This is a genomic window from Luteimonas salinilitoris (assembly GCF_041300785.1).
GTDB lineage: Bacteria > Pseudomonadota > Gammaproteobacteria > Xanthomonadales > Xanthomonadaceae > Luteimonas > Luteimonas salinilitoris.
Window position 1 is genome coordinate 177,204 of record NZ_JBFWIB010000006.1, and the last position, 23,344, is coordinate 200,547.

General features: G+C 71.4%; 18 protein-coding genes. 8 read left to right on the forward strand and 10 right to left on the reverse strand.

The window, feature by feature from the left end; genetic code table 11:
• Positions 1-132 precede the first annotated feature (132 nt).
• Together AB5T46_RS11775 and AB5T46_RS11780 are read right to left on the reverse strand one after the other, a co-directional pair.
• Positions 133-1,116 carry an NAD-dependent epimerase/dehydratase family protein gene (locus tag AB5T46_RS11775; RefSeq protein WP_370564148.1) on the reverse strand — a complete coding sequence of 328 codons (984 nt, stop codon included), beginning with the start codon at positions 1,114-1,116 and terminating at the stop codon, positions 133-135.
• 406 nt (positions 1,117-1,522) lie between these two features.
• Positions 1,523-2,296 (reverse strand): rhomboid family intramembrane serine protease, encoded by a 774-nt coding sequence (locus tag AB5T46_RS11780; RefSeq protein ID WP_370564149.1) that lies wholly within the window; start codon positions 2,294-2,296, stop codon positions 1,523-1,525.
• A gap of 296 nt (positions 2,297-2,592) precedes the next feature.
• Between AB5T46_RS11780 and AB5T46_RS11785 the strand changes: the two genes are divergently transcribed.
• Positions 2,593-3,765: a class I SAM-dependent rRNA methyltransferase gene (locus tag AB5T46_RS11785; protein WP_370564150.1), complete on the forward strand. Its 1,173-nt coding sequence runs from the start codon at positions 2,593-2,595 to the stop codon at positions 3,763-3,765.
• Between the two features lie 30 nt (positions 3,766-3,795).
• Here the strand turns inward: AB5T46_RS11785 and AB5T46_RS11790 are convergent, their stop codons facing one another.
• On the reverse strand, positions 3,796-4,731 hold the full coding sequence (locus AB5T46_RS11790) for a DMT family transporter (protein ID WP_370564151.1): 936 nt from the start codon (positions 4,729-4,731) through the stop codon (positions 3,796-3,798).
• An 86-nt stretch (positions 4,732-4,817) separates the two neighbouring features.
• Here AB5T46_RS11790 and AB5T46_RS11795 point away from each other — a divergent pair, with 86 nt between their 5' ends.
• Positions 4,818-5,780, forward strand: coding sequence for a LysR family transcriptional regulator (locus AB5T46_RS11795; protein ID WP_370564152.1), 963 nt, complete (start codon positions 4,818-4,820; stop codon positions 5,778-5,780).
• A gap of 1 nt (position 5,781) precedes the next feature.
• Entirely contained in the window at positions 5,782-5,919 is a 138-nt protein-coding gene (locus AB5T46_RS11800) for a hypothetical protein (protein ID WP_370564153.1), read from the forward strand.
• A gap of 73 nt (positions 5,920-5,992) precedes the next feature.
• Here the strand turns inward: AB5T46_RS11800 and AB5T46_RS11805 are convergent, their stop codons facing one another.
• Positions 5,993-6,559, reverse strand: coding sequence for a DinB family protein (locus AB5T46_RS11805; protein ID WP_370564154.1), 567 nt, complete (start codon positions 6,557-6,559; stop codon positions 5,993-5,995).
• A 124-nt stretch (positions 6,560-6,683) separates the two neighbouring features.
• Here AB5T46_RS11805 and AB5T46_RS11810 point away from each other — a divergent pair, with 124 nt between their 5' ends.
• A complete protein-coding gene (locus AB5T46_RS11810) occupies positions 6,684-8,033 on the forward strand; it encodes a DNA recombination protein RmuC (RefSeq protein WP_370564171.1) in 1,350 nt (449 codons plus the stop codon).
• Positions 8,034-8,193: 160 nt separating this feature from the next.
• Here AB5T46_RS11810 and AB5T46_RS11815 read toward each other — a convergent pair whose 3' ends face one another.
• The 6 genes from AB5T46_RS11815 to AB5T46_RS11840 form a co-directional block, all read right to left on the reverse strand.
• Positions 8,194-9,270: an MlaA family lipoprotein gene (locus AB5T46_RS11815; protein ID WP_370564155.1), complete on the reverse strand. Its 1,077-nt coding sequence runs from the start codon at positions 9,268-9,270 to the stop codon at positions 8,194-8,196.
• A gap of 57 nt (positions 9,271-9,327) precedes the next feature.
• Entirely contained in the window at positions 9,328-9,618 is a 291-nt protein-coding gene (locus AB5T46_RS11820) for an STAS domain-containing protein (protein ID WP_370564157.1), read from the reverse strand.
• Complete coding sequence (locus AB5T46_RS11825) at positions 9,605-10,264, reverse strand: MlaC/ttg2D family ABC transporter substrate-binding protein (RefSeq protein ID WP_370564172.1); 660 nt, start codon at positions 10,262-10,264, stop codon at positions 9,605-9,607. The genes AB5T46_RS11820 and AB5T46_RS11825 overlap by 14 nt, the downstream gene beginning before the upstream one ends.
• Positions 10,264-10,812 (reverse strand): outer membrane lipid asymmetry maintenance protein MlaD, encoded by a 549-nt coding sequence (gene mlaD / locus AB5T46_RS11830; RefSeq protein ID WP_370564158.1) that lies wholly within the window; start codon positions 10,810-10,812, stop codon positions 10,264-10,266. The genes AB5T46_RS11825 and mlaD overlap by 1 nt, the downstream gene beginning before the upstream one ends.
• A gap of 166 nt (positions 10,813-10,978) precedes the next feature.
• Complete coding sequence (locus AB5T46_RS11835) at positions 10,979-11,725, reverse strand: MlaE family lipid ABC transporter permease subunit (RefSeq protein ID WP_370564159.1); 747 nt, start codon at positions 11,723-11,725, stop codon at positions 10,979-10,981.
• A 250-nt stretch (positions 11,726-11,975) separates the two neighbouring features.
• On the reverse strand, positions 11,976-12,764 hold the full coding sequence (locus AB5T46_RS11840) for an ABC transporter ATP-binding protein (protein ID WP_370564160.1): 789 nt from the start codon (positions 12,762-12,764) through the stop codon (positions 11,976-11,978).
• 188 nt (positions 12,765-12,952) lie between these two features.
• Here AB5T46_RS11840 and recC point away from each other — a divergent pair, with 188 nt between their 5' ends.
• From recC to AB5T46_RS11860, 4 genes are all read left to right on the forward strand, one after another.
• Entirely contained in the window at positions 12,953-16,351 is a 3,399-nt protein-coding gene (gene recC / locus AB5T46_RS11845; RefSeq protein ID WP_370564161.1) for an exodeoxyribonuclease V subunit gamma, read from the forward strand.
• Positions 16,348-20,085, forward strand: a complete 3,738-nt coding sequence (recB, locus tag AB5T46_RS11850) for an exodeoxyribonuclease V subunit beta (protein ID WP_370564162.1) — start codon at positions 16,348-16,350, stop codon at positions 20,083-20,085. Before recC ends, recB begins: the two co-directional genes overlap by 4 nt.
• Positions 20,082-22,139 (forward strand): exodeoxyribonuclease V subunit alpha, encoded by a 2,058-nt coding sequence (recD, locus tag AB5T46_RS11855; protein ID WP_370564163.1) that lies wholly within the window; start codon positions 20,082-20,084, stop codon positions 22,137-22,139. The genes recB and recD overlap by 4 nt, the downstream gene beginning before the upstream one ends.
• Before the next feature lie 846 nt (positions 22,140-22,985).
• On the forward strand, positions 22,986-23,333 hold the full coding sequence (locus AB5T46_RS11860) for an energy transducer TonB (protein ID WP_370564164.1): 348 nt from the start codon (positions 22,986-22,988) through the stop codon (positions 23,331-23,333).
• Positions 23,334-23,344 lie beyond the last annotated feature (11 nt).

Sequence of the window (23,344 nt, forward strand, 5' to 3'; positions counted from 1 at the left end):
TTGGGGTTTCAGCCCCGACTCGGCGCAAACCGACGGCAGATGTTCCCTGCCGTTGTTCCCCTTCGCGACGCGCGGCGGCGCGTTCATCAAGGCCGCCACCGATGGGGTTGCTTGGCGCGGCGCTCTCGCCGATCAGTCGACCGGGTACAGCCCGGCGCGCCAGCGCTCACCGTGATAGCCCTTGCTGCCGACCTCGCGCGCCAGCGCGCTGCTCGGGTCCCGGTCCTCGCGCAGCCGTTGCAGGACATGGGCGAAATCGTAGCGGGGGCGCCAGTCCAGGGCCTGCCGCGCCAGCGCGTTGTCGTAGACGCGGCCGATGCGCGGGAACATGTGCCAGCCGCGGCGTGCGTATTCGTCGACGTAGTCGGGCACGCGCCGCGCCAGCACGGCGGGCGCATCCCGGTGCAGCGCCGGGGCGTCCTCGGGCCGGAACGGCGTGGTCGCGCTGATGATGTAACGGCCGAAGCCGAGCGCGGGTGCGCGTTCAAGTGCCCGCAGGTGCGCATCCACCACGTCCTCGATGTCCACGCGCCGGTACAGGAATTCGTTGGCCTTGATGTTGCCGTCGGCGTAGGCATCGCGCAGCGATGCGCTGTCGTCCGGCTCGGGGAAGAAGCGCGAGGTGCGCAGCACCAGGCAGGGCAGTCCCTGGTTGCGGTGGAACAGCCGGCACAGGTCCTCGGCCGCAGCCTTGGTGGCGCCGTAGACGTTCTTGGCCAGCGGCGTCACGGCCTCGGTGATCCAGGCCGCCGGCGCATCGTCGGCGGGCGTCAACGCGTCGCCGAACACGCTGGTGGTGCTGGTGAAGACGAAGGCGCCGGCGCCGCGGGCGGACGCGGCCTCCAGCAGGTTGAGGGTGCCGGTGACGTTGGTGTCGACGAACTCCCGGCGCGCGTGCGTGGCCACGTGCGGCTTGTGCAGGGTGGCGGCGTGCAGCACCGCGTCGATGCCGGACATGCAGGCGTCGACGAAAGTGCGGTCGGCGATCGAGCCGATCCGATCGGTGAACGCGGAGGCGACGACGTCGATGCCCATTGCCGCACGCCCGCGCGCGCGCAAGGTGCGCATCAGCGCTTCGCCGAGATGGCCGGCGCTGCCGGTGACCAGGATCGTCATGCGGGGCCCGATGCGGTGGAGAAGGACCGCATTCTAGGGCCCATTCCGGGAGCTATTGCCACGGATCAACGCGGATGAGCGCGGATCAACGCAACAAACACGGGCCGGCTACTCCCCTTGACAGCTTTATCCGCGTTCATCCGCGTTGATCCGTGGCCCAACAACCATTTTGGGTTCCAGCCGCGCGCGGATCGCACGGCACCGCCGTGCCGGCCTAGGGCCTGTTAGCGCTTATGGAGCATGCCGCCCCGTGCGTCCGCAGGCCCGGCCCTTCGGGTTGCTTCCCAATGGCCGCCATGCGGCGCCGCGCCGCTTGACCTTGCAGGCAGCAAGGCACTGCGCGGCGCAACACCACCTGACGGCCATTGGGAAGCAACGCGGCATACTCCATAAGCGCTAACAGGCCCTAGTCGCGTTCGCGGCGCCGGTCCGGGAACGACAGCACCGTGCCGCGCGGCTCCTCCGGCCGCTCCCAGAGCACTGGAACGTCCCGCGGCGACGGCGGTTCGAGCGTGTCGTCGTAGGCGCCGGCCTCCAGGTCGTCCTCGTCTTCCCAGCTGTAGCGGCGTCGCGGTACCTGCGGATCGGCGCGGCGAAACAGCCAGGCGGCGAGGATGCCGCCGAGCGCACCGCCCAGGTGCGACTGCCAGGACACGCCGGGCTCCTGCGGCAGCACCGTCAGCAGCATGCCGCCGTAGAAGAAGAACGCGATCATGCCGGCGGCGATCGACGGCCGGTCGCGACGCAGCAGCCCGAGGACGAAGACCAGGAACATCAGCCCATGGGTGACGCCGCTGGCGCCGAGATGGCGCGAGCCCGGCTCGCCCAGCCACCACGCGCACAATCCCGCGCCGAGCCACATCAGCGGCAGCGCGCGCAGGGTCGCGCGCGGATATACGGAGAATGCCAGCGTGCCCAGCAGCAGCAGCGCGGACGCATTGGCGATCAGGTGCGCGGGCGAGCCGTGCAGCAGCGGCGCGGTCAATACGCCGAGCAGGCCCGGCAACGAATGCGGCACGATCGCGAACGGCCGCCAGTCGAGCATCCCCTGCACGCCGAACATCACCGCCAGCAGCGCGATGAAGGCAATGCTGATCTTCAGCGCACCGCCGATCCGACGGCGGTCGGCGGCGCGCTGCGCCTCGGGATCGGCCGGCGCGTCGGGCATGTCCAGGTGCATGGAGCAGAGGATGGCGGCGGATCGGGCGGATGCAAGGGGCGGTTGGAGCCTGGATTCGGGATTCTGTAATTCGGGATTCGTCAAGGCGAAAAGGCCCACGCCGTCATCCCGGCGGGATTCGGAAGGCGGAAGCCCCCGCATCGTCATCCCGGCGAAAGCCGGGATCCATTTGCTTTTCCAGGCACGTCAAAATGGATCCCGGCTTTCGCCGGGATGACGAGCAAGAGCGACTCCCGGTTGCGCGTCTGCATCTGTACTCCCGAATCCCAAAGATGCGCTCAGCGTAGAATTCCGGGATGACTTCGCAGCCCCTGCCCACCGTCCGCCTCAAGAACGCCTGGCGTTCCAGCCACCCTTGGATCTTCCAGCGCCTGGTGGAAAAGCCCGCGCAGCGGCCAAAGCCCGGCAGCATCGTCGACGTGGTCGGGATCGACGGCGCCTGGATCGGTCGCGGCTTCTACAACGGCCATTCGCGGATCGCGGTGCGGATCCTGGAGCGCGATCCGGAAATCGCGGTCGACGCCGGCTGGTTCGCGGACAAGATCGCGGCAGCGGTACGGCTGCGCCGCGAGGTCCTGCGGCTGGACGAGGTGTCCGACGCCTGGCGCGTGGTGCACAGCGAGGGCGACGGGCTCAGCGGGCTGGTGGTCGACCGCTACGGCGACCTGCTGGTGGTCGAGTACTTCAGCGCCGGCATGTTCCGCCACCGCGAGTGGATCCACGCCGCGCTGCGCGAGCAGTTCCCCGGCTGCCGCTTCCACGGCTTCGCCGACGAGCACGTGCAGAAGCAGGAGAGCTTCGATTTCCGCGGTACCGAGCCGGCCGCGCCCGCGATCATCAGCGAACACGGGGTGAAGTTCCGCGCCGATCCCGCCGGCGCGCACAAGACCGGCTTCTTCGCCGACCAGCGCGACAACCGGCAGTGGTTCGCGCAGCAGGTCGCCGGCCGCCGCGTGCTCGACCTGTGCTGCAACACCGGCGGCTTCGCCGTGTACGCGGCGGTGCGCGGGGCGGGTGAAGTGGTCGGCGTCGACATCGACCAGGACGTGCTCGACATCGCCCACGGCAACGCGAAGCTCAACGACGCGCGCGTGCGCTGGGTGCAGGCCGACATCTTCCCGTGGCTGCGCGACGCCGCCGCCGCCGGCGAGCGCTTCGACGCGGTGGTGCTGGACCCGGCCAAGATGACCCGCGACCGCGAGCAGGTGATCCCGGCGCTGAAGAAGTACCTCGACATGAACAAACTGGCGCTGGGCGTAGTCAAGCCCGGCGGCCTGTTCGCGACCTTCTCCTGCACCGGCCTGGTCAGCGAGGAGCAGTTCCTCGACATGCTGCGTCGCGCCGCGTTCTACGCCGGGCGCACCGTGCAGGTGCTGAAGGTGTCCGGCGCCGGCGCCGACCATCCGTTCCTGGCCGACGTGCCCGAGTCGCGCTATCTCAAGGCCGCGTTCTGCCGGGTGCTGGACTGAGCGCTCCGGCAGGCCGCCGTCCGGCGCGCGTCACCGCGCCGGGGCCCCGACCCGGGCCAGGGTCTCATCCCCGCGGTCCGGCGCGGCGGCGCGTGCGGGGCGGTTGACCAGCACGATCCCCGAGAACACCAGCACCAGCGCCGGCAGGAACAGCCAGCCCACACGCTCGCCGAACAGCAGCGCGCCCAGGCCGATGCCGGTCAACGCGATCACGTAGCCGATCTGGCTGAAGGCGACGCTGTCGGCCACGCGCTGCAGATAGGCGGCGCTGACGTTGGCGGCGACGGCGACCAGCACCAGCAGCGCCAGCAGCGGCCAGACGCTGCCCAGCCGCACGAGGTCGGCGCCGTCGTGCAGGCCGGCGAACAGCGGCAGCAATACCAGTGCCTGCACGCCCAGGATGCCGGCCGAGACCACCGGCGCGGGCACGCCGTGCGGCCAGTTGCGCGCGCGGTACACGTTGCCCGCCGCCAGCAGCACCGGCACCGCCAGGGCGATGCCCAGCGCCAGCGCCTGTTCCGGGTCCACCGCCTGCGCGCGCGGCACCAGCACCAGCGACACGCCGGCCAGGCCGAGCCCGGTCCCGGCCAGCGTGGCGAGCGGCGGCCAACGGCGGTCGACCGCGGCGTTGAGCAGCGAGGTGAACAACGGCGACAGCGTCACCAGCAGGGTGAAGATGCCGGCCGGGATCCGCGCCAGCACCCAGTTGCCCAGCAGGGTGGAGCCGATCACCGCGATCGTCGCGGCGATCGCGAAGAAGCGCAGCGTGCGCGCGTCGGTGGGCGGCCGCAGACCGTGTCCATGCAGCGCGGTCTGCAGCAGCAGGGTGGCGCCGGCGACCTGGACGAAGGACACGGCGATCGGCGAGAAGCCCTGCACCAGCAGCTGCTTGCCGACGATGTAGGTGCCGCCGATCAGGACGCCGGTGGCGAGGGTGAGGATCAGGCGTTGCGTGGCGACGTGCATCGTGGGCGCTCCGGATGGGATGCCTTGCAGGCTAGGGACCGCCGGCGCGCGGATAATCGGCCCGGGAGTGGCTAGACTGTTTCCCCATGTCAACAATCCCGCAGGCCCGACTGCCCACGCCCGACCTGCCCGGCCTGCTCGCCTTCGTCCGGGTGGCCGAACTGGGGAGTTTCGTGCGCGCGGCCGATGCGCTGGGCCTGTCGAAGGCCGCGGTCAGCAAGCAGGTCTCGGCGCTGGAGCGCCGGCTCGGCACGCGCCTGCTGCACCGGACCACGCGCCGGCTCAGCCTGACCGAGGCCGGGCAGCTGTACCTGCGGCACGCGCAGACCGCGTTCGCCGAAGCGCGCGCGGCCGAGGACGCGGTGGCCGGCAGCGAGCGCGAGCCGCAGGGGCGGTTGCGGGTGACGGTGCCGATGACCTTCGGCCTGCTGCACGTCGCCCCGCACGCGGCCGCGTTCCTGGCGCGCCATCGGCAAGTGACCCTCGACCTGCAGTTCGACGATCGCCAGCTCGATCCGGTGCAGGCGGGTTTCGACCTGGCGATCCGGCTCGGTCGGCTGGCGGATTCGAGCCTGGTCGCGCGCCGCGTCGCGCGCAGCCCGGTGCTGCTTTGCGCCGCGCCCGGCTACCTCGATCACGCCGGCCGTCCGCAGCGGCCGGACGAACTGAGCGGACACGACTGCCTGCACTTCAGCCTCGCCGTGGCCGGCCGCACCTGGGAGTTCGCCCGCGCCGGTGAAGTGGTGCGCGTGGCCCTGGGCGCTCGCCTGGACGCCAACTCCAGCCTCGCGCTGAAGGCCGCCGCGATCGCCGGCGCCGGCATCGCCCGCATCCCCGCCTTCGCCGTCGCCGACGCATTGGCGAGCGGGGACCTGGAGCAGGTGCTGCCGGACTGGACCATGCCCGGCCTCGACGTGCACGCGGTGATGCCGGCGCGCCGCTACGTCCCGGCCAAGGTACGCGCGTTCGTCGACTTCCTGGCCGACGCATGGCGGGCTTCGCCGGGATGGCGGCAGCCGTCGGCCGCCGCTGGGTTGCGCCGTCGCTGATGTGATTCCCGGCGCCCGCACCGCCGGGCAGGCGCGGCAGAACGCGCGCTCGATGCGGGTGCGGATCCCCGGTGATTTCTGGGCCGAACTGAAGGCCGACGGCCTGATCGAAGAGGACGCGCCGGTACCCACGGCCTGAGCGCACGAGGGGCGACGATCTCCCGAAAGTCGCCCCATCGACGGCCGCTCCCGGGTCGGCCGGTGTCGGACGATCAGTGCGGATGCACGCCGGTGTCAGCGGGCGCGCCGAGATCCGGAAGCAGCGCCAGCAGGTCCGTCACGCCCATGTCGATGCCGGCCTGCGACAGCAGCGTGGTGGCCTGGCCGCGATGGTGGGTCTGGTGGTTGAACAGGTGCATCAGCAGGCCGAACGTCTCGCGCTCGAACGCCTGCCCGCGGGCGTTGCGGTAGTGCAACGGGCGTACCAGGTCGGCTTCGTCCAGCGACGCGGTCCAACGCTCGATCACCGCGTCGAGCATCCGCCTTCGTTCCGACAGCCGGGCGAACTCGGGAAACGGCACCGCATCGAGCGCCTCCGGCATCGGCAGGGCGCGCACCGGCTCGAGCGCGGCGTGCGCGTCGGGGTCGGCGGCGAAGCGCTTGAGCCAGATCGTGTCGGCCACCGCCAGATGGTTGAGCGTGCCGAGCAGCGAGCCGAAGAACGCGCCGCGGTCGCGGGCCAGCTCGGCGGCGGGCAACCCGTCCGCGGCCGCGTACAGGCGCGTGTTCATCCAGGTGTTGTAGCGCGCCATCAGGGCGACGTGGGCGGCTCTGCACATGGGGTCTCCCGGTAGCGGGCCGGCAGCGCCGCGTCTCACCTGTGGAGATGCGCACCGCTACACTGGCGTCATGCCGAATGATGCCCTGTTGCTGGTCCTGTTGTCCGCCGTGCTGGTCGTGGTGGTGTTGCAGGTGGTCGTGCTGCTGCGCCGCCCGGACGCGGCGCTGGAATCGCTGCGTGCACGCCTGGAGGAGGCTTTGCGCGAGGAACAGCGTGAAGGCCGGGGTGAACTGCGCCAGCAGCTCGACAGCCTGTCGACGGCCCAGGCGCAGCGCATCGACGCCTTCGGCGTACAGCTGCAGGGCGTTGCCGCGCGCACCGACCAGCGCCTGGACGAGTTCAGTACCCGCACCGATCAGCGCCTGGACCTGCTGCGCGAGGCGCTGACCGAAGACGCGCGCAAGGCACGCGCCGAGGGCGCCGACTTGCAGCAGCGCTTCGGCGACGGCCTCGGCCAGCGCCTGGCCGAGCTGACCCAGCGCAACGAGCAGCGCATCGGCGAGATGCGCGCCACCCTGGAGCAGCAGCTCAAGGCGCTGCAGGCCGACAACGCGTCGAAGCTCGAGCAGATGCGCGCCACCGTCGACGAGAAGCTGCAGACCACGCTGGAGACCCGTCTGGGACATTCGTTCAAGCTCGTCTCCGAGCGACTGGAACAGGTGCAGCGCGGTCTGGGCGAGATGCAGCAGCTCGCCACCGGCGTGGGCGATCTCAAGCGCGTGCTGAGCAACGTCAAGGACCGCGGCGGATGGGGCGAGGTGCAGCTGGAGAACATCCTCGAGCAAACGCTGACCCAGGAGCAGTACGCCCGCGGCGTGCGGGTGCGCCCGGGCAGCATCGAGGCCGTGGACTTCGCGATCCGCCTGCCCGGGCGCGGCGACGAGGACGTGCCGGTGTGGCTGCCGATCGATTCCAAGTTCCCGCGCGAGGACTACGAGCGGCTGCTCGATGCGCAGGAGAAGGGCGACGCCGAGGCGGTGCGCATCACCGCGGCGCAGTTGGAGCGCGCGATCCGCGTGCAGGCGAAGTCGATCTGCGAGAAGTACGTGGTGCCGCCGCACACCACCGATTTCGCGGTGATGTTCCTGCCCACCGAGGGCCTGTACGCGGAGACCATCCGCCGTGCCGGCCTGGTGGACTTGCTGCAGCGCGAACACCGCATCGTGCTCGCCGGCCCGACCACCTTCACTGCGCTGCTCAACAGCCTGCAGATGGGGTTCCGCACCCTGGCGATCGAGAAGCGCTCGAGCGAGGTCTGGCAGGTGCTGGGTGCGGTGAAGACCGAGTTCGGCAAGTTCGCCACGGTGCTGGAGAAGGCGCATGGCCAGCTCGACACCGTGCAGAAGAGCCTCAAGCATGCCGGGGTGCGCACGCGCCAGATCGAGCGCAAGCTGAAGACGGTGGAATCGCTGCCGGGCAGCGAGGCGCAGACCCTGCTGGACGACGAGCCCGGCGACGCATCCGAACCGTAGGAGCGCGCCATGCGCGATGCCGGCACGGCCGTACCTGCGAATCCGAGGCCCCGTAGAGCGGAGCTTGCTCCGCTGTACCGGCGCCGGAGCCCGGGCCGTAGAGCCGAGCTTGCTCGGCTACGCGGACTCCGGAGCCGACAGCAGCGGAGCAAGCTCCGCTCTACGGCGTGCCCGGGATCACCGGCATCGCATCCACCGGCACCGTGGGGTTGGCCTCGTCGTCGAGCAGGTAGTCCGGCAGGAGATCTTCGTCGTCGCCTTCGCGGTCGCCGAGGATCTGGTACTGGCGGCGCTGCATCCAGGCATCGCGCACCAGCGCGTACTCGTCGGCGGCGCCCTCGCGCATGCGGTCGACCGCCATCAGCCGGGTGCGCACGTCGACCAGCTGCAGGCCCTGCAGGAAGATCCGGGTGCGGTTGTCGTCGAGTTGCCGGGTCGGCGATAGCGGCGCGTCGCCGACCATGCCGAAGGCGTCGCGTACGGTGCGCGGGCCGAACAGCGGCAGCTCGAGATAGCGTGAGCGCTCCCAGCCCCACACGCCAAGCGTCTGGCCGAAGTCCTCGCTGCGGTTGGGGATGTCGGCGTCGCTGGCCGGATCGAAGATGCCGCCGATGCCCAGGGTGCTGTTGACCACGAACCGGCCCAGCGACTGCCCGGCCTGCATCGGCTTGCCCTGCAGCAATGCGTTGAGCGCACTGACCGGCTGGCCGAGATTGCTGAAGAAGTTGGTGACGCCGAGGCGCACCGGGCGCGGTACCACCTTCATGTAGGCGGTCGCCAGCGGTTTGGCGATGGTGCGGTCGATCGCGTTGTTGAAGCGGTGCATGCGGCGGTTGAACGGCTCCCACGGGTCGTAGCTGGCCGGCATCTGCGCCGGATCGGGCAACGTGGGGTCGGCGATCGGGTCGTAGACCTCTTCGCCATAGATCGCCGCGTAATCCAGCTCGGCCTGGGTCGGCGCCTGTCCGTCGGCGGCAGGCGGCGCGGCATCCGCAGCCGCTGCGGCAGCCGCGGGTTGTGCGGGAGCATCGGCTGCGCCGTCTGCGGCCGGCGCAGCCGATGGCGTCGTCGCGTTGGCCGGCACAGAGGCCGAAGACGCGGCGGCATCGGATGCCGAAGCCGAACTCACCACGGCGGCGGGTTCTGGCGTGCTGCGGACCGGGTCGCCGGTGCCGGCGCAGCCGGCCAGCGCGAGTGCCAGCAGGGCGCCGGCTAGGGGGAGCGAGCGGGCGGACATGGGGGGCAGTCTCATCCTTGTGTGGTGTTGCCGGCGCGCGGGGGAAACGCAGCCGGGTCAGCGGTTGTCGGCGAACGCCAGCGTCGGCGTCAGCCGGTAGGCGGCGCGCAGGTCGGCCAGGCCGGCCGGATCGCCGACGACCTCGACCGCGCCGCCGGCGCGCGCGGCCAGCGCCGACAGCAGGGCCAGGCCGGCGCTGTCGATGCGTGCGACCGCGCCGAGGTCGAAACGGCGCACGCCGTCCAGCGCCTTCGTCGCCTGCGGCCACAGGCCGGCGATGTCCGCGCGCAGCAGCGCGCCGCTGAACGCCAGCGCGTCGCCGTCGCGGCGCAGGCTACTGGTCGACATCGGCCTCGGCCTGCAGCTGGCCCTGGCGCAGCTCGGTGGCGACCTGGCGGATCGACTTGCGCTGCAGCTCGGCGTCGAACTGGCGCCGGAACGTGCTCACGAAGCTCACGCCCTCGACCTGCACGTCGAACACCTTCCACTGGCCGCCGGACTGGCGCATCAGGAAATCGACCGGGATCGGCTCGCCGCCCTGGCGCAGCATCTCGCTCGAGACCTTGACCCCGAGCCCGCGCGGCAGCGGCGTTTCCGACCTGATGCGCACGCGCAGCCGGGTATTGAAGTCGAGCAGCGAATCGCCGTAGCGGCGCAGCAGGCCATCGGCCAGGGCGTCGGCGAACAGCTTGACCTCGCCCTCGTCGGCGCCGCGGCCGTGCCGGCCGAGCACCTGGCGCGCGGCGTAGTCGCGGTCGAACATGGTCTCGAACTCGTTCTTGACGAAGGCGTTGAGCGCGCCGCGATCGGCGGTGAACTCCTGGCGGCGCTCCTCGAGCGCCGACAGCAGGCGCTGGGTGTTGTCGAGCACCAGCTTGCTGGGCGAGCCCTGGGTCTGGGCGGCGCCGGCCGCTGCGTCCTGCGCCAGCGACAGGGCCGGGGCGGAGGCGAGCAGGGCAGCGGCGATGGCGAGGGAGAACAGGTTGCGCTTGATCATGGGATGGGCTCCTCGGGGGAAGGAAGCGGTTCGGGATCGGTGGAATCGGAATCCTGCGGCGCCTCGGCCGGTGCCTGGCCGCCGCCGGGACCGCTGAACATGTACTTGCCGACCATCTGCATCAGGTCGACCGCCGGCGAGGTGTAGGCGATCTCCTCGCCCGGCTGCAGCGACTCCATGTCGCCGCCGGGCTGCAGGTCGACGTAGCTCTCGCCCAGCAGACCACCGGTGAGGATGCCGGCGGAAGTGTCGATCGGCATGTCGCGGTAGCGGTTGTCGATGGCCAGGGTGACGATCGAGTCGAAGCGCACCGGATCGAGCTCGATCGCCGCGACCCGGCCGATGGTCACGCCGCCGACCCGTACCGGCGCCTGCCGCCGCAGCTGGCCGAGGTTGCTGAAGCGGGCGGTCAGCTCGTAGCTGTCGCCGCCGAGGCTGAAGCGGCCGTTGGTGGAGGCGATCGCCAGCACCAGCAACGAGCCCAGTGCCAGCAGCAGGAAGGCGCCGACGGCGAATTCGAGACGGGGACCACGGGAACTGCTCATGAGGTTGTGTCCGTGCAGGGGGGCGCAGGTCGTCGCGCCACGGGAAAAAGGCGTTCGGCCGCGGATTCACGCGGATGAGCGCTGATGGACGACGCGAAGGAAACGCGATCCGCGTGCATCCGCGTAAATCCGCGGCAAGGAAGCATTGGTGGGATTGGCATCATCGTCAGAACAGGAACGCCGACATGGCGAAGTTGAACATCAGCACCAGCAGCGAGGCGTTGACCACCGCGCGCGTGGTCGCCACCGAGGTGCCCTCGATGGTCGGCTCGGCGTGGAACCCCACGTACGAGGCCACCAGCGCCGCGGTGCCGCCGAACACGGCCGACTTGTAGAACGCATTGAGGAAGTCGTCGCGGAAATCCACCGCGTCCTTCATCGCCTGCCAGAACATGCCGCTGTCGATGCCGAGCACGTGCACCGCCTCGAAATAGCTGGCGCTGATCGCGAAGCTGCAGAAGAACCCGGTCAGCAGCGGCACCGTGATCACGGCCGCCCAGAACCGCGGCGCGACCGCCTTGGCGACCGGGTCGATCGCCATCAGCCCGAGCGCGGTGATCTGGTCGGTGGCGCGCATCAGCCCCAGCTCGGCGGCGATCGAGCTGCCGGCGCGGCCGATGAACAGCAGCGCGGTCAGCACCGGCGCCAGCTCGCGGTACAGGCCCAGGCCGACCAGCACGCTGACCTGGTTCGAGGCGCCGTAGGTCTCCAGTGCGCGGAAACCGAGCAGCGTCACCGACAGCCCGACGAAGGCGCCGCCGACGGCGATGATCGGCAGCGAGCGCGCGCCGATCTTGTAGATCTCGCGCACCAGCTCGGCGAAGAAATCGCGGGTCGGCGTCGACGCGCGCAGCACCGACAGCGAGAACAGGCCGGCGCGGCCGACGGAGCGGGTGGCTTCGACGAAGGGCATCAGGGAGTGGGGCCGGGAATGGGGAATGGGAAATCGGGAATGGGCGCTGCCGCGGCCGCGGCCACGTCGGTGCCCACGCCGTCATCCCGGCGAAGGCCGGGATCCAGTGCCTTGACGGTCCTGGATGCCGGCCTGCGCCGGCATGACGTTGCGCGACCGATGGCGACGGCCCTTGCCTCACCGCAACGAACAGGCCTGCCTGGCGCGGCAATCGGAGCCCGAACGACCGCCGGGAGTGTCGCGAGTCCGTTCATGCCGCACGCTCCTGCGGTGCCGCGTCGAACGCGATCGGCCCGTCCGGCTCGCCGTCGAGGAACTGCCGCACCAGCGGATCGGTGCTCGATTGCAGCTCGGCCGGCGTGCCGGAGAACACGATGCGGGCATTGGCGATCACGATCGCGCGATCGGCCACCGGCAGCGTCTCGTGCACGTGGTGGGTGACGATGATGCTGGTCAGGCCGAGGGTGTCGTTGAGCCGCGAGATCAGGCTCATGATCACGCCGCTGGCGATCGGGTCGAGACCGGTCAGCGGCTCGTCGTAGACCATCAGCGGCGGATCCAGCGCCAGCGCACGCGCCAGGGCGACACGGCGTGCCATGCCGCCGGACAGCTCGCGCGGGAACAGGTCGGCGGCGGCGCGCAGGCCGACCGCGTGCAGCTTCATCTCCACCAGCCGCCGGATCACCGGCTCCGGCAGCCGCGTATGCATGCGCAGCGGCAAGGCCACGTTCTCGGCCGCGGTCAGGTCGGTCAGCAGGCCGTTGCCCTGCAGCAGCACGCCGATGCCCTTGCGCAGCTCCAGCAGTTCGCGCTTACGCTGCGGCACGCGCTGGCCCAGCACCTCGACGGTGCCGGCGGCCGGGACCAGTTCGCCGGTCAGCGCCGCCAGCAGGGTCGACTTGCCGCTGCCCGACGGCCCCAGCACCGCGGTCACGCTGCCGCGCGGCACCTCCAGCGCGATGTCGCGCAGCACCGTGCGCGTGCCGCGGTCGAGGCGGACGTCGGCAAGGCGCACGGCGGGGGTGTTCGATTCAGGCATGGAGACCAGCGCGGGAAAGCGGGAAGAGGGGGCGGCAGCAAAAGAAGTTGCATAGCTTGGCGGCTGCGAACTGAATCCTAACCGATCGACTGAACCCGTGAGTACAGGAATTATCCCGCGCCCGGGCCGGCCCATCCCATCAGGGACACGTATCGCACCCTGCGACCATGCTCCTGCATGATGACGCGATGCCGTCCCGCGTCGCCGACTTCCGCCTCTACCACTCCAATTCCCTGGACGTGCTCGCCGGATTGCTGGCCGAGACCCTGCGCGAACCTGCGGACGGGCAGTCGCTGCTGGCGCCGGACACGGTGCTGATCCCGCAGGTGGCGATGCGCCGCTGGCTGCAGGCCACGCTCGCGGCCCGCCACGGCGTGGCCGCCAACCTCGAATTCCTCACCCCGGGCGAATTCGTCGCCCGCGCGCTCGATGCCAATCCGGGGTCGGGCCCCGTGCAGGCGTCCGGCGCAGACGATCTCGACGCCGCCGCGCTGCACTGGCGCCTGTACGCCGCGCTGACCGATCCGGCGCTCGTCGCGCAGCCGGCCATGGCGCAGCTGGCCGCGTACCTGGCCGGCGACGACCCGCTCAAACCCTGGGCGCTGGCCGGCGAGCTGGCCTCGGTGTTCGAGAAATACCAGGCCTGGCGCCGCGACTGGCTGCTGCGTTGGGAGGCGGGCGCCGAACCCGGGGATCCGCAGGCGATCCTGTGGCGCCGCGTCGCCGGCGGCCGCCCGTACCGCGCGCGCCGCATCCACGACTATCTCGCCCGCTTCGAGGGCGAGGGCAAGCCGATGCCGGAGGGGCTGCCGGCGCGCCTGTTCGCCTTTGCCACGCTCAACGTCTCGCCGGACGTGCTGCGGGTCATCGCCACCCAGGCGCGCGCGGGCACGCTGCACTTCTACATGCCCACGCCGACGCGCGCGTACTGGGGCGACCTGCAGACGCTCGCCGAAAAACTGCGCGGCGGGGAGGACGATCCGTTCGGCGAACTGGCCGGCGAGAACCCGCTGCTGCAGGCCTGGGGCGCGGCCGGGCGCGACTTCGTCGCGGTGCTCGGCAGCTACGAGGTCGTGCATCCGTCCGGCGAGATCGCCGCGTATGCCGATCCGGAGGACGACGACCGTCCCACGCTCGAACAGGGCGGACTGGCGGACGGCCTGCTGCAGCGGCTGCGGCGCGACCTGTTCCATCGCCGCGCGCAGCCTTCCGGCGAACCGCTGCCGGCGTCGCGGCTCAACGATCCCAGCCTGCAGATCCACGCTTGCCACACCCGGCTGCGCGAACTGCAGGTGCTGCACGACCAGCTGCGCGGCCTGCTGGAGGACCCGCGCTTCGATCCGCCGCTCGAGCCGCGCGAGATCGCGGTGCTGGCGCCGGACATCGACCCCTACGTGCCGTACCTGGAAGCGGTGTTCGGCGGCCGCGGCGAGGGCGGCGAGCACATTCCCTACGCGCTCGCCGACACCAGCCCGCTGGCCGGCGAGCCGCTGGCCGAGGTGTTCGTGCGCCTGCTGGGCCTGCCGGTCTCGCGCTTCGGCCTCAACGAGATCCTCGACCTGCTGGCCAGCGAGCCGATCGCCGCCGCCGCCGGGCTGGACGCGTCCGCGTTCGAGCGCCTGCACGGCTGGCTGCAGGCCGCCGGCGCGCGCTGGGGCCTGGACGCGGCGCACCGCCGCGCGCACCAGGCGCCGGCCGACGATGCCTACACCTGGCAGTTCGCGCTCGACCGCCTGCTGCTCGGCCATGCCAGCGGCAGCGAGGACGAGATCGGTGCCAGCTCCGGACAGATGGTTGCGCCGTGGCCGGAGCTGGAAGGCAGCGCACTCGATGCCCTGGATGCGCTGATCCGCCTGCTGCGGGTGCTCGCACGCCACCAGCAGACCCTGGGCGAGGCGCTCACGCCCGCGCAGTGGCGCGAGCGCCTGCTGGCGCTGCTCCGGGCGCTGCTTCCGCAGGAGCCGTCCGCTCCCGCCGGCCAGCGCGCGCTCGACCGCCTGCGCCTCCTCATCAACGGCTTCGCCGCCGACGCCGCCGACGCCGGCTTCGACGCGCCGGTGCCGGCCGAGGTGGTGCGCGCGCACTTCGCCGGCGTGCTGGCCGAGGCCGACACGCGCGCGCCGCTGCTCACCGGCGGCGTCAGTTTCGGCCGCATGGTGCCGATGCGCCTGCTGCCGTTCCGGGTGATCTGCGTGCTCGGCCTCGACGACGGCGATTACCCGCGTCGCGATCCCGCCGCGGGCCTGAGCCGGCTGACCGCCGAACTCGGCACCGACAGGCGCCGCCACGGCGACCGCTCGCTGCGCGAAGACGACCGCTTCCTGTTCCTGCAGCTGTTCACCGCCGCGCAGGACGTGTTCTACCTCAGCTACCTCGGCGCCGACCCGCGCGACGGCAGCGCGCGCGAACCGTCGGTGCTGGTCAGCGAACTGCTCGACGCCGCCGCGCAGCATCACGCCGACCCCGACGCGGCCGGGCAGGCGCTGGTGGTGCACCACCCGCTGCAGCCGTTCTCGCCGGCCGCGTTCGGCGGCGACGACGAACCGCGCCGTTTCAGCTACCGCCGAGCGTGGCATCCGGCCGCCGGTTCGCTTGGCGGCGCGCGGCAACGCCTGGCGCCGTGGTTCGACGCGCCGCTGCCGGCGGTCGACGCCGAGCCCGCGCGCGAACTGTCGCTGGACGCGTTGCGCCGCTTCCTGGTCGATCCGGTCGGACAGTTCCTGGCGCAGCGCCTCGGCCTGCGTCTGCCGGACCCGGTCGAGGCAGCCGGCGACATCGAGCCGCTGGTGGTGCCACCCCGCGGCCTGGAGAAGGTGCGGCTGCAGCAGGCGCTGACCGCGGCCGTGCTCGACGGCGCCGAGGACGGCCTGCACGCCCGCCTGCGCGCACGGGCGCTGCTGCCGTCGGGGCCGCTCGGCGAGCGCCAGTTCCAGGCCCTGCTCGATGCGACCCGGCCGTATGCCGAGGCCTATGCCCGCTGGCGCGGCGGCGATGCCGCGCAGTCGCGCCGCTACGAAGTCGACATCGACGTCCCCGGATCGAGTCCGGGGCAGGCTCTGCGCCTGCACGGGCGCGTCGAGGACGTGCACGCGCACGGCATCGCGCGCCTGCGCGCCGGCACGCTCAACGGCCCGGGCGCGATCCGCGCCGGCCTCGACTGGCTGCTGGCCAACGCCGCCGGCGCCGACCTGCCGCTGGTGCAGTTCCACGATGGCGGCGATGCCGGCGCCGGTCCGCATGCATTGCCCGCGCCGTCGCCGGACGAGGCGATGGCCGCGCTGCGCGTGCTGTTGCAGCTGCGCGACGACGGCCTGCGTGCGCCGCTGCTGTTCGGCCCCTACACCGGCTGGGCGATCTGGAATGCGGAGCCGGACCGGCGCGAACGCGCGGCGCGCGACGCCTGGCACGGCAGCGACCGCAGCTGGGGCGAGGCCAATGGCGACAGCTACCGGCTCGCGCTGCGCGGGCGCGACCCGTTCGCCGATGCGGCCGACTTCGAACGGCTGGTGCACAACAGCCTGCGCGTGTTCGCCGCGGTGCGCGAAGGACAGGTCCGGGACGATGCGGATGGGGAGGTCGCGGCATGAGCGCCGCCGGCATGTCCGCCGATCCCTACCTGTCGCTGCCGCTGGACGGCGTGCGCCTGATCGAGGCCAGTGCCGGCACCGGCAAGACCTTCACCCTGGCCACGCTGTTCACCCGGCTGGTGGTGGAACGGCAGCTGCGCATCGGCCGGATCCTGGCGGTGACCTTCACCGATGCCGCCACCCAGGAACTGCGCAAGCGCATCCGCGAGCGCCTGTCGCTGGCCGCCGATCTGGTCGGCACGCCGCCGGCGGACGACGACGAACCTGAGGTCGCGCTGACCCGCGCCATCCTCGACCGGTACCTGGCGCAGGCCACGGAAACCCCTACGCAACTCGCGCGCCGCCTGCGCATCGCCGCCGAGGAAATTGACCTCGCCGCCATCTTCACCATCCACGGCTTCTGCGCCCGCGTGCTGGCCGAGCATGCGCTCGACAGCGGCCACGCCTTCGACGCCCCCGAGCTGCTGGCCAGCGTGCGCGAACTGCACGAGGAACTGGCCGCGGACCTGTGGCGCACGCATGCCGGCGACCCCGCGGCGCTCGAGGCGCTGGCCGGCCTGTGGAGCGGGCCGGACGCCCTGGCCGCCGACCTGCCCGCGCTCATCGACGACCTGCCGCTGCTGCCGCACCTGGAGCCCGATGGCGGCGACGATCCGCAGCCGGTGCTGGAAGCGGCCACGCGGCGACTGGCGCAGGCCATCGACGCACACCTCGACGACGCTCGCGCGCAGGTCGCCGCCGCGTTCGAGCGCAAGGTGTTCGACGGCCGCCGCGCCAAGCGTCCCAGCTTCGACAAGGCGTTCGACGAACTGCTCGACGGCCGTGCCGCCGGTCACTGGCCGCGCGGCGACAAGCTGCACCTGGACAAGCTGCTGCCGGCGCGGCTGCTCGACTTCTGCAAGGCCGGCGAACAAGGCAACGTCCCGCAATCGCCGCTGTGCGACGCGCTGCAGGCCTGGTGCGAGGCCGACGACGCCATGGCCGCATGGCGCGCCCGCCAGCGCATCGCGCTGCTGCACCGCCTGCGCGACCAGGCGCGCCAGCGGCTGGCCGCGCTCAAGCGCGTGCGCCGCGTGCAGACCTACGACGACCTGATCGCCGGCGTCGCCGACGCGCTGGAAGGGCCGCAACGCCAGCGCCTGGTCGCGCAGCTGCGCGAGCAGTATCGCATCGCCCTGGTGGACGAGTTCCAGGACACCGACGCGCGGCAGTGGGCGATCTTCCAGCGCGTGTTCGGCGATTCGGAAGAGGTGCGGCAAGCAGGCGAGACGCCGGCGCTGTTCCTCATCGGCGATCCCAAGCAGGCGATCTACGGCTTCCGCGGCGGCGACGTGCACACCTACTTGCGGGCGCGCCGGCAGGCCGACGTCGCCCCGGCGCTGGACCGCAACTTCCGCTCGCGCCCGGCGGTGCTGCGGGCGCTGCAGGCGCTGTACGACAACGCCGGCGAGGAGGCCTTCCTCGAGCACGGCATCCGTTTCGAACCGGTGCAGCCGGGCGACACGCGCCGCGACAGCGACTACCTGCGCGATGGCGCCCCCGCGCCGGCGCTCACCTTGCGCCTGGTGCGCAGTGCCGACGGCAAACCGCTCAACGCCGATCCGTCGCGTGCCGCCGTCACCGCCGCCTGCATCGCCGACATCCACCGCGTGCTGTCCGATGCCCGCGCCGATCGCGCGCTGATCGACGGCGAACCGGTGCAGCCGGGCGACATCGCCGTGCTCGTGCGCACCCACAAGGAGGCCACCCGCATCCAGCACGCGCTGGCGGCCGCCGGCATCCCGGCAGTGGCCGCCGGCAAACAGAGCCTGTACGCGGCGCCCGAGGCGCACGAGCTGCGCCTGCTGCTGCGCGCGCTGCTGCAGCCGTCCGACGAGGGCCGGCTGCGCGCCGCGCTCGCCACCGTGCTGCTCGGCCAGGACGCCGCCGCGATCGCCGCGCTGGACACCGACGGCGACCGCCAGCGCGCCTGGCAGGAGCGGCTGCTCGACTTCCGCGAGCGCTGGCAGCGCGGCGGCCCGTTCGCGCTGGTCGCCGACCTGTGCGCCGGCGAGGCCGAGCGCCTGCTGGCCCTGCTCGACGGCGAGCGCCGGCTGACCAACTACCTGCAGCTGGGCGAGCTGCTGCAGCAGGCGTCCGCGCGCACGCTGGGCCTGCACGGCCTGCTCGACTGGCTGCAGCTGCAGATCGCCCATGCCGACGACAGCGACGAGGCGCAGCTGCTGCGGCTGGAGTCCGACGCGCGCCGCGTGCAGATCATCACCCTGCACGGGAGCAAGGGCCTGGAATACCCGCTGGTCTACCTGCCGTTCGTGGGCATCGGCACCCGCCCGCCGCCCGCCGCCCGCCGCCAGGTCGTGCACGACGGCGACGCGCGCGAGCTGCACTGGAAGATCAGCGACGACCAGGCCTGGAAGGACGCCTGCCAGCGCGCCGCCACCGAGCGCGCCGCCGAGGACGCGCGCCTGTTGTACGTCGGCCTGACCCGCACCGAGCACGCGCTGTGGGTCGCCGCCGGCGACCTGGCGGGTTTCGCCGGCATCCGGCTGGCGCCGCTGCTGTCGGGCCACGACACGCTGCGCGAGCACGCCGACGTGCGCATCGCCGACGGCCCGGCCGAGCCGCCGCCGCCACGCCTGCCGCCGCAGAGCGAGGCCGCGGTGCCGCCGGCGCGCACGTCGCGCCGTCAGGTTGCCGGCGACTGGTGGGTCTACAGCTTCACCCAGCTCGCCCATGCCGACGCCGGCCACGAGATCGCCGCCGCGGCCACCGAGGCCGCCGGCGCGGCCGACGACGAGTCCGTGCGCGGCGTGCCAGACATCGACATGGAGACGCCGGCGGAACAGCCCGCCGATGTCTTCGACCCGCGCTTCGCCGGCAGCCGCTTCGGCAACGTGCTGCACGACGCGCTGGAGCACGCCGCCTTCGCCGCCTGGTCCGGCTGGCGGTCCGGCGATCCCGCACCGGACGGGCAGGGCGAGCCGCTGCGCGCCGCGCTGCGCGCCGGCGGCTACGGCGAAAGTGATCTCGACGACGGCGCCGCGCTGCTTGCATCGCTCGTCGGCCGCACCCTGACTGTCGCCCTGCCCGAAGGCCGCGCGCTGCACGCGCTCGATGCGCACGAGCGTCGCGCCGAGATCGAATTCCACTTCGCCATGCAGCCCACCGCCGTGCCGGCCCTGCTCGAACTGCTGCACGCGCACGGCGTGGTGCGCGATCGCCGCGGCTTCGGCCTGCGCCGCCGGCTGGAAGGCCTGATGACCGGCAAGATCGACCTCACCTACCGCCGCGACGGCCGCTGGTACGTGCTCGACTACAAGTCCAACCGCCTGCCCGGCTACGACGGCGCCGCCCTGGTCGACGCGATGGCGCACGGCGAGTACGACCTGCAGGCGCTCATCTACACCCTCGCCCTGCACCGCTGGCTGCGCTTCCGCCTGGGTGACGGCTACGACTACGCCCGCGACTTCGGCGGCATCCGCTATCTCTTCTGCCGCGGCCTCGCCCCCGAACGCAACCCGTCCCCCGGCCTATACGCCCACCGCTTCGCCCCGGAGCTCGTGTACGCCCTCGACACCCTGTTCGCCGGCGAAAACCCCCTCTCCCCCGGGGGCGATGAGGCGCATTCGCGAGCCACTGGCTCGCGCGCCGAAGAGCGCCCGAGTGCCGTGCGCGAGGGCCGGGGTGCGGGTTGGGGTGAGGGTTCGTCGGAGAAAGGGAACGCCCCGACATGAGCACACCTTTCACGCTCGAAACCCTCTACCGCACCGGCCTCCTGCGCCCCCTCGACCACGCTCTGGCCCAAAGCCTGCGCCGCCTCGACCCGACCACGCCCGACGCCGTACTCATCGCCGCCGCGCTCGCCTCGCTGGCGGTGTCGAAAGGCCACGCCGGCTTCGCACCGGCCGACGCCGCGCAACTCGTCGAAGCCGACATCGACTGGCCCGCCGCCGCCGACTGGCAACGCCAGCTCGCCGCCTCGCCCTGGGTCGCCACGCCCGGCGATCCCGTGGAGCCGTCCGACACCCAGGCACCGCTGGTCTTCGAGCACGGCCTGCTCTACCTACGCCGCTACCGCGAATACGAATGCCGCCTCGCCCTCGGCCTGCAGCGCATCGGCACCCAAGCCCCCGACGCGACCGCCCTCGACGCACTTGCCCCTCTCTTCCGGGCGCTCTTTGCCGATCCTTCTCCCGCTTTGCGGGAGAAGAGCCTGCCCCCGAGTGGTTTAGTCGGGGGTGCCCCGAAGGGGCTGGATGAGGGCGCTCTTCCGCCCCTCGCCGACGACCGCCAAGCCCACGCCGCCGCCCTCGCCCTGCGCCACACTCTCCTCCTGGTCACCGGCGGCCCCGGCACCGGCAAAACCACCACCATCACCCGCCTGCTCGTCCTGCTGGCGGCCCAGGCGCAACAGGCCGGCCGCCCCGCGCCCCGCATCGCCCTGGCCGCCCCCACCGGTCGCGCCGCCGAGCGCATGGCCGAGAGCGTGCGCATCGCAGTGCAGGCGCTCACCGAACTCGGCATCGACCCCGACCTCTGCGCACAGCTGCCGGCCACCGGCACCACCCTGCACCGGCTGCTTGGCACCATCCCCGACTCGCCGCGCTTCCGCCACCACGCCGACAACCCGCTGCCGTTCGACGCGGTCGTGGTGGACGAGGCCTCGATGATCGACCTGCCGCTGATGGCCAAGCTGGTCGAGGCCGTACCCGACGGCGCCCGCCTGGTGCTGCTGGGCGATCCCGACCAGCTGCCATCGGTCGAGGCAGGCGACGTCCTCAGTGGCATCCTGCGCGCCGCCGGCAACGGCGAACGTCTGGCCCGCGACGATGCCGACGCCCTGCAGCCCCTGCTCGGCACCGCATATCCCCCAGATCGTCATCCCCGCGAAAGCGGGGATCCATGGACGTCACGCGTCGGAGAGGCCGACAACAACTTCCCCGGCCGCCACGCCCACCTTGTCCGCGGCTATCGCCAGAGCAGCGCCCTCGACCTCGCCCCCCTGGCCGCCGCCGTGCGCGGAGGCGACACCGACACCACGCTGTCGCTGTTGCGCGGTAACCATCTCTCCGGCGTCCACTTCCACGAAAACCTCACCGACCCGCTGCAGGCCCACCGCGACCGCCTGCTCGCCCACTGGACCGCCCTGGCCGAAGCCGCCAGCCCGGCCGAAGCCCTGGCGCTCGCCAGCCGCCTGCGCATCCTCACCGCCGTACGCGAAGGCCCGCAAGGCGCACGCGGCCTCAACACCCGCATCGAGAGCATGCTGTCCGAAAGCGGCCTCGCCGGCCCCCAGCGCCGCAGCCCCGGCCCCGGTTACTTCCACGGCCGCCTGCTGCTCGTCACCGAGAACAGCTACCGCCACCGCCTGTTCAACGGCGACATCGGCATCTGCCTGCGCGACGCCAGCGGCGCGGTGATGGCCTGGTTCCCCGGTGACGACCCGCAACACCCGCGCCCCTTCCACCCCGCTGCGCTGCCCGCACACGAAAGCGCCTTCGCCATGACCGTGCACAAGGCGCAAGGCTCCGAGTTCGACGAGGTCTGGCTGCTGCTCCCGGCCCGCTTCAACCGCGTGCTGTCGCGCGAGCTGGTCTACACCGGCCTGACCCGCGCGCGGAGTGCATTGCATCTGGCGGGGAGTGCCGACGTCATTGCAGAAGCGCTGGCTCGGCACGCCAGCCGATGGTCAGGGCTGGGATGGAGGCTGGGCGCGACCCCCTTGAACGGAAAGGTGCCGGCGGCGGCGGAGCGGGTGGACGATGTGGTGCAGCGCAGCCTGTTCTGAGTGAGCCAGCAGCAACCCGACCGGATCGGTTCTGCGACGGCGACGTATCCACGCCATGTTGCCAAGCGCCGCCGGTTGGCGCCCGGCGTTGCACCGGATATGCCGGCGAATCAGATGAAGCCGCGTCTGTTCAACATGCAAAGCGCGGCGCCTAAGCTGCATACCGCCGCGAGATTTGTCCAACCCGGTGAGGGTGGCGTCCCACCTTTCGATACTGGATAGGCCGGCATGCTCGCCGTGATATCGGATATGTCGGCGTTTCGCCGGATATCGCCTCGTGCGAAGCTATCCGGTGGACCCGCGGCGGGCGTAAGGCATTGATCCTTGAAAGGAAAAGCCGATTGACGGTCTCCCCACAGGGGCGCAAAGTCGGAGCTATACCCCACCAAGGGGGTCTATCGTAGTTAGGGCGCACATGCAACATTTTCGCATCCGTAAACTCGTAAATGCATTTATCCCCAATGCGGCCCCATCGCTTGCTCTCCCCGGCCCCGCGCTTCGGGCAACCGACCGTTTCAGCCGCAAGTGGGGCGGCTTGTGGGTCGGCGGCTCTGTCGACATTTCACCGGAGGAGATTTCATTCACTCCAAACGGCCTCAACAGGGCATTTCACATTGGCTTGGAGCCAATTCGTGTCGCCTCCCAGAACATTCGCTCCGTCAAGCACGAGTTCGGATGGTTCACTGGGATAGTGGTCGTGTCTCATACCGCCGGTGAGTTCCGCTTCCGCTGTTACGGAGCTAAGCGGCTAGTTGCTACCCTTGCAGGCAACTACTGTGCGCCCTAACAATTCATTCAAGCCGAACCCGCTTCGCGGGTCGGCTTAATTCAGGCGTTAGCCCCCAAATGAAGATTCTCGCTACCGTACTCCTGTTGGTTTCAGCTTGCGCAGCTAGCCCTACCGGCGCGACTGATGTTTCAGCACTCGCCGAGTGGACCTCTGCCGTGCAGCAAAGGATCCTGAGCAATTGGTCGCGTCCGCCTGGTCAGCCTGAGACATCCCCACGCTGCCTTATCTGCCTCAAGATATCGGCCACTGGCGTTGTGGAGTCTGCTGAGTTCAAGGAGCCTTGTGGAGCTGCCGCATTTGAGCAATCTGTACGCTTGGCTGTTCAGCGGTCGTCGCCGCTGCCACTCCCTCGTGATCCCGCTGTGTTTCAGCGCTCGCTGGTGCTCAACTTTCATGCCCGCTGAGTTGGGGGGTG

Coding starts and splice junctions, on each gene's coding strand:
- AB5T46_RS11775 (WP_370564148.1), bottom strand. CDS start 1,116: ATGACGATCCTGGTCACCGGCAGCGCCGGCCATCTCGGCGAAGCGCTG.
- AB5T46_RS11780 (WP_370564149.1), bottom strand. CDS start 2,296: ATGCACCTGGACATGCCCGACGCGCCGGCCGATCCCGAGGCGCAGCGC.
- AB5T46_RS11785 (WP_370564150.1), top strand. CDS start 2,593: ATGACTTCGCAGCCCCTGCCCACCGTCCGCCTCAAGAACGCCTGGCGT.
- AB5T46_RS11790 (WP_370564151.1), bottom strand. CDS start 4,731: ATGCACGTCGCCACGCAACGCCTGATCCTCACCCTCGCCACCGGCGTC.
- AB5T46_RS11795 (WP_370564152.1), top strand. CDS start 4,818: ATGTCAACAATCCCGCAGGCCCGACTGCCCACGCCCGACCTGCCCGGC.
- AB5T46_RS11805 (WP_370564154.1), bottom strand. CDS start 6,559: ATGTGCAGAGCCGCCCACGTCGCCCTGATGGCGCGCTACAACACCTGG.
- AB5T46_RS11815 (WP_370564155.1), bottom strand. CDS start 9,270: ATGTCCGCCCGCTCGCTCCCCCTAGCCGGCGCCCTGCTGGCACTCGCG.
- AB5T46_RS11820 (WP_370564157.1), bottom strand. CDS start 9,618: ATGTCGACCAGTAGCCTGCGCCGCGACGGCGACGCGCTGGCGTTCAGC.
- mlaD (WP_370564158.1), bottom strand. CDS start 10,812: ATGAGCAGTTCCCGTGGTCCCCGTCTCGAATTCGCCGTCGGCGCCTTC.
- AB5T46_RS11835 (WP_370564159.1), bottom strand. CDS start 11,725: ATGCCCTTCGTCGAAGCCACCCGCTCCGTCGGCCGCGCCGGCCTGTTC.
- AB5T46_RS11840 (WP_370564160.1), bottom strand. CDS start 12,764: ATGCCTGAATCGAACACCCCCGCCGTGCGCCTTGCCGACGTCCGCCTC.
- recC (WP_370564161.1), top strand. CDS start 12,953: ATGCCGTCCCGCGTCGCCGACTTCCGCCTCTACCACTCCAATTCCCTG.
- recB (WP_370564162.1), top strand. CDS start 16,348: ATGAGCGCCGCCGGCATGTCCGCCGATCCCTACCTGTCGCTGCCGCTG.
- recD (WP_370564163.1), top strand. CDS start 20,082: ATGAGCACACCTTTCACGCTCGAAACCCTCTACCGCACCGGCCTCCTG.
- AB5T46_RS11860 (WP_370564164.1), top strand. CDS start 22,986: ATGAAGATTCTCGCTACCGTACTCCTGTTGGTTTCAGCTTGCGCAGCT.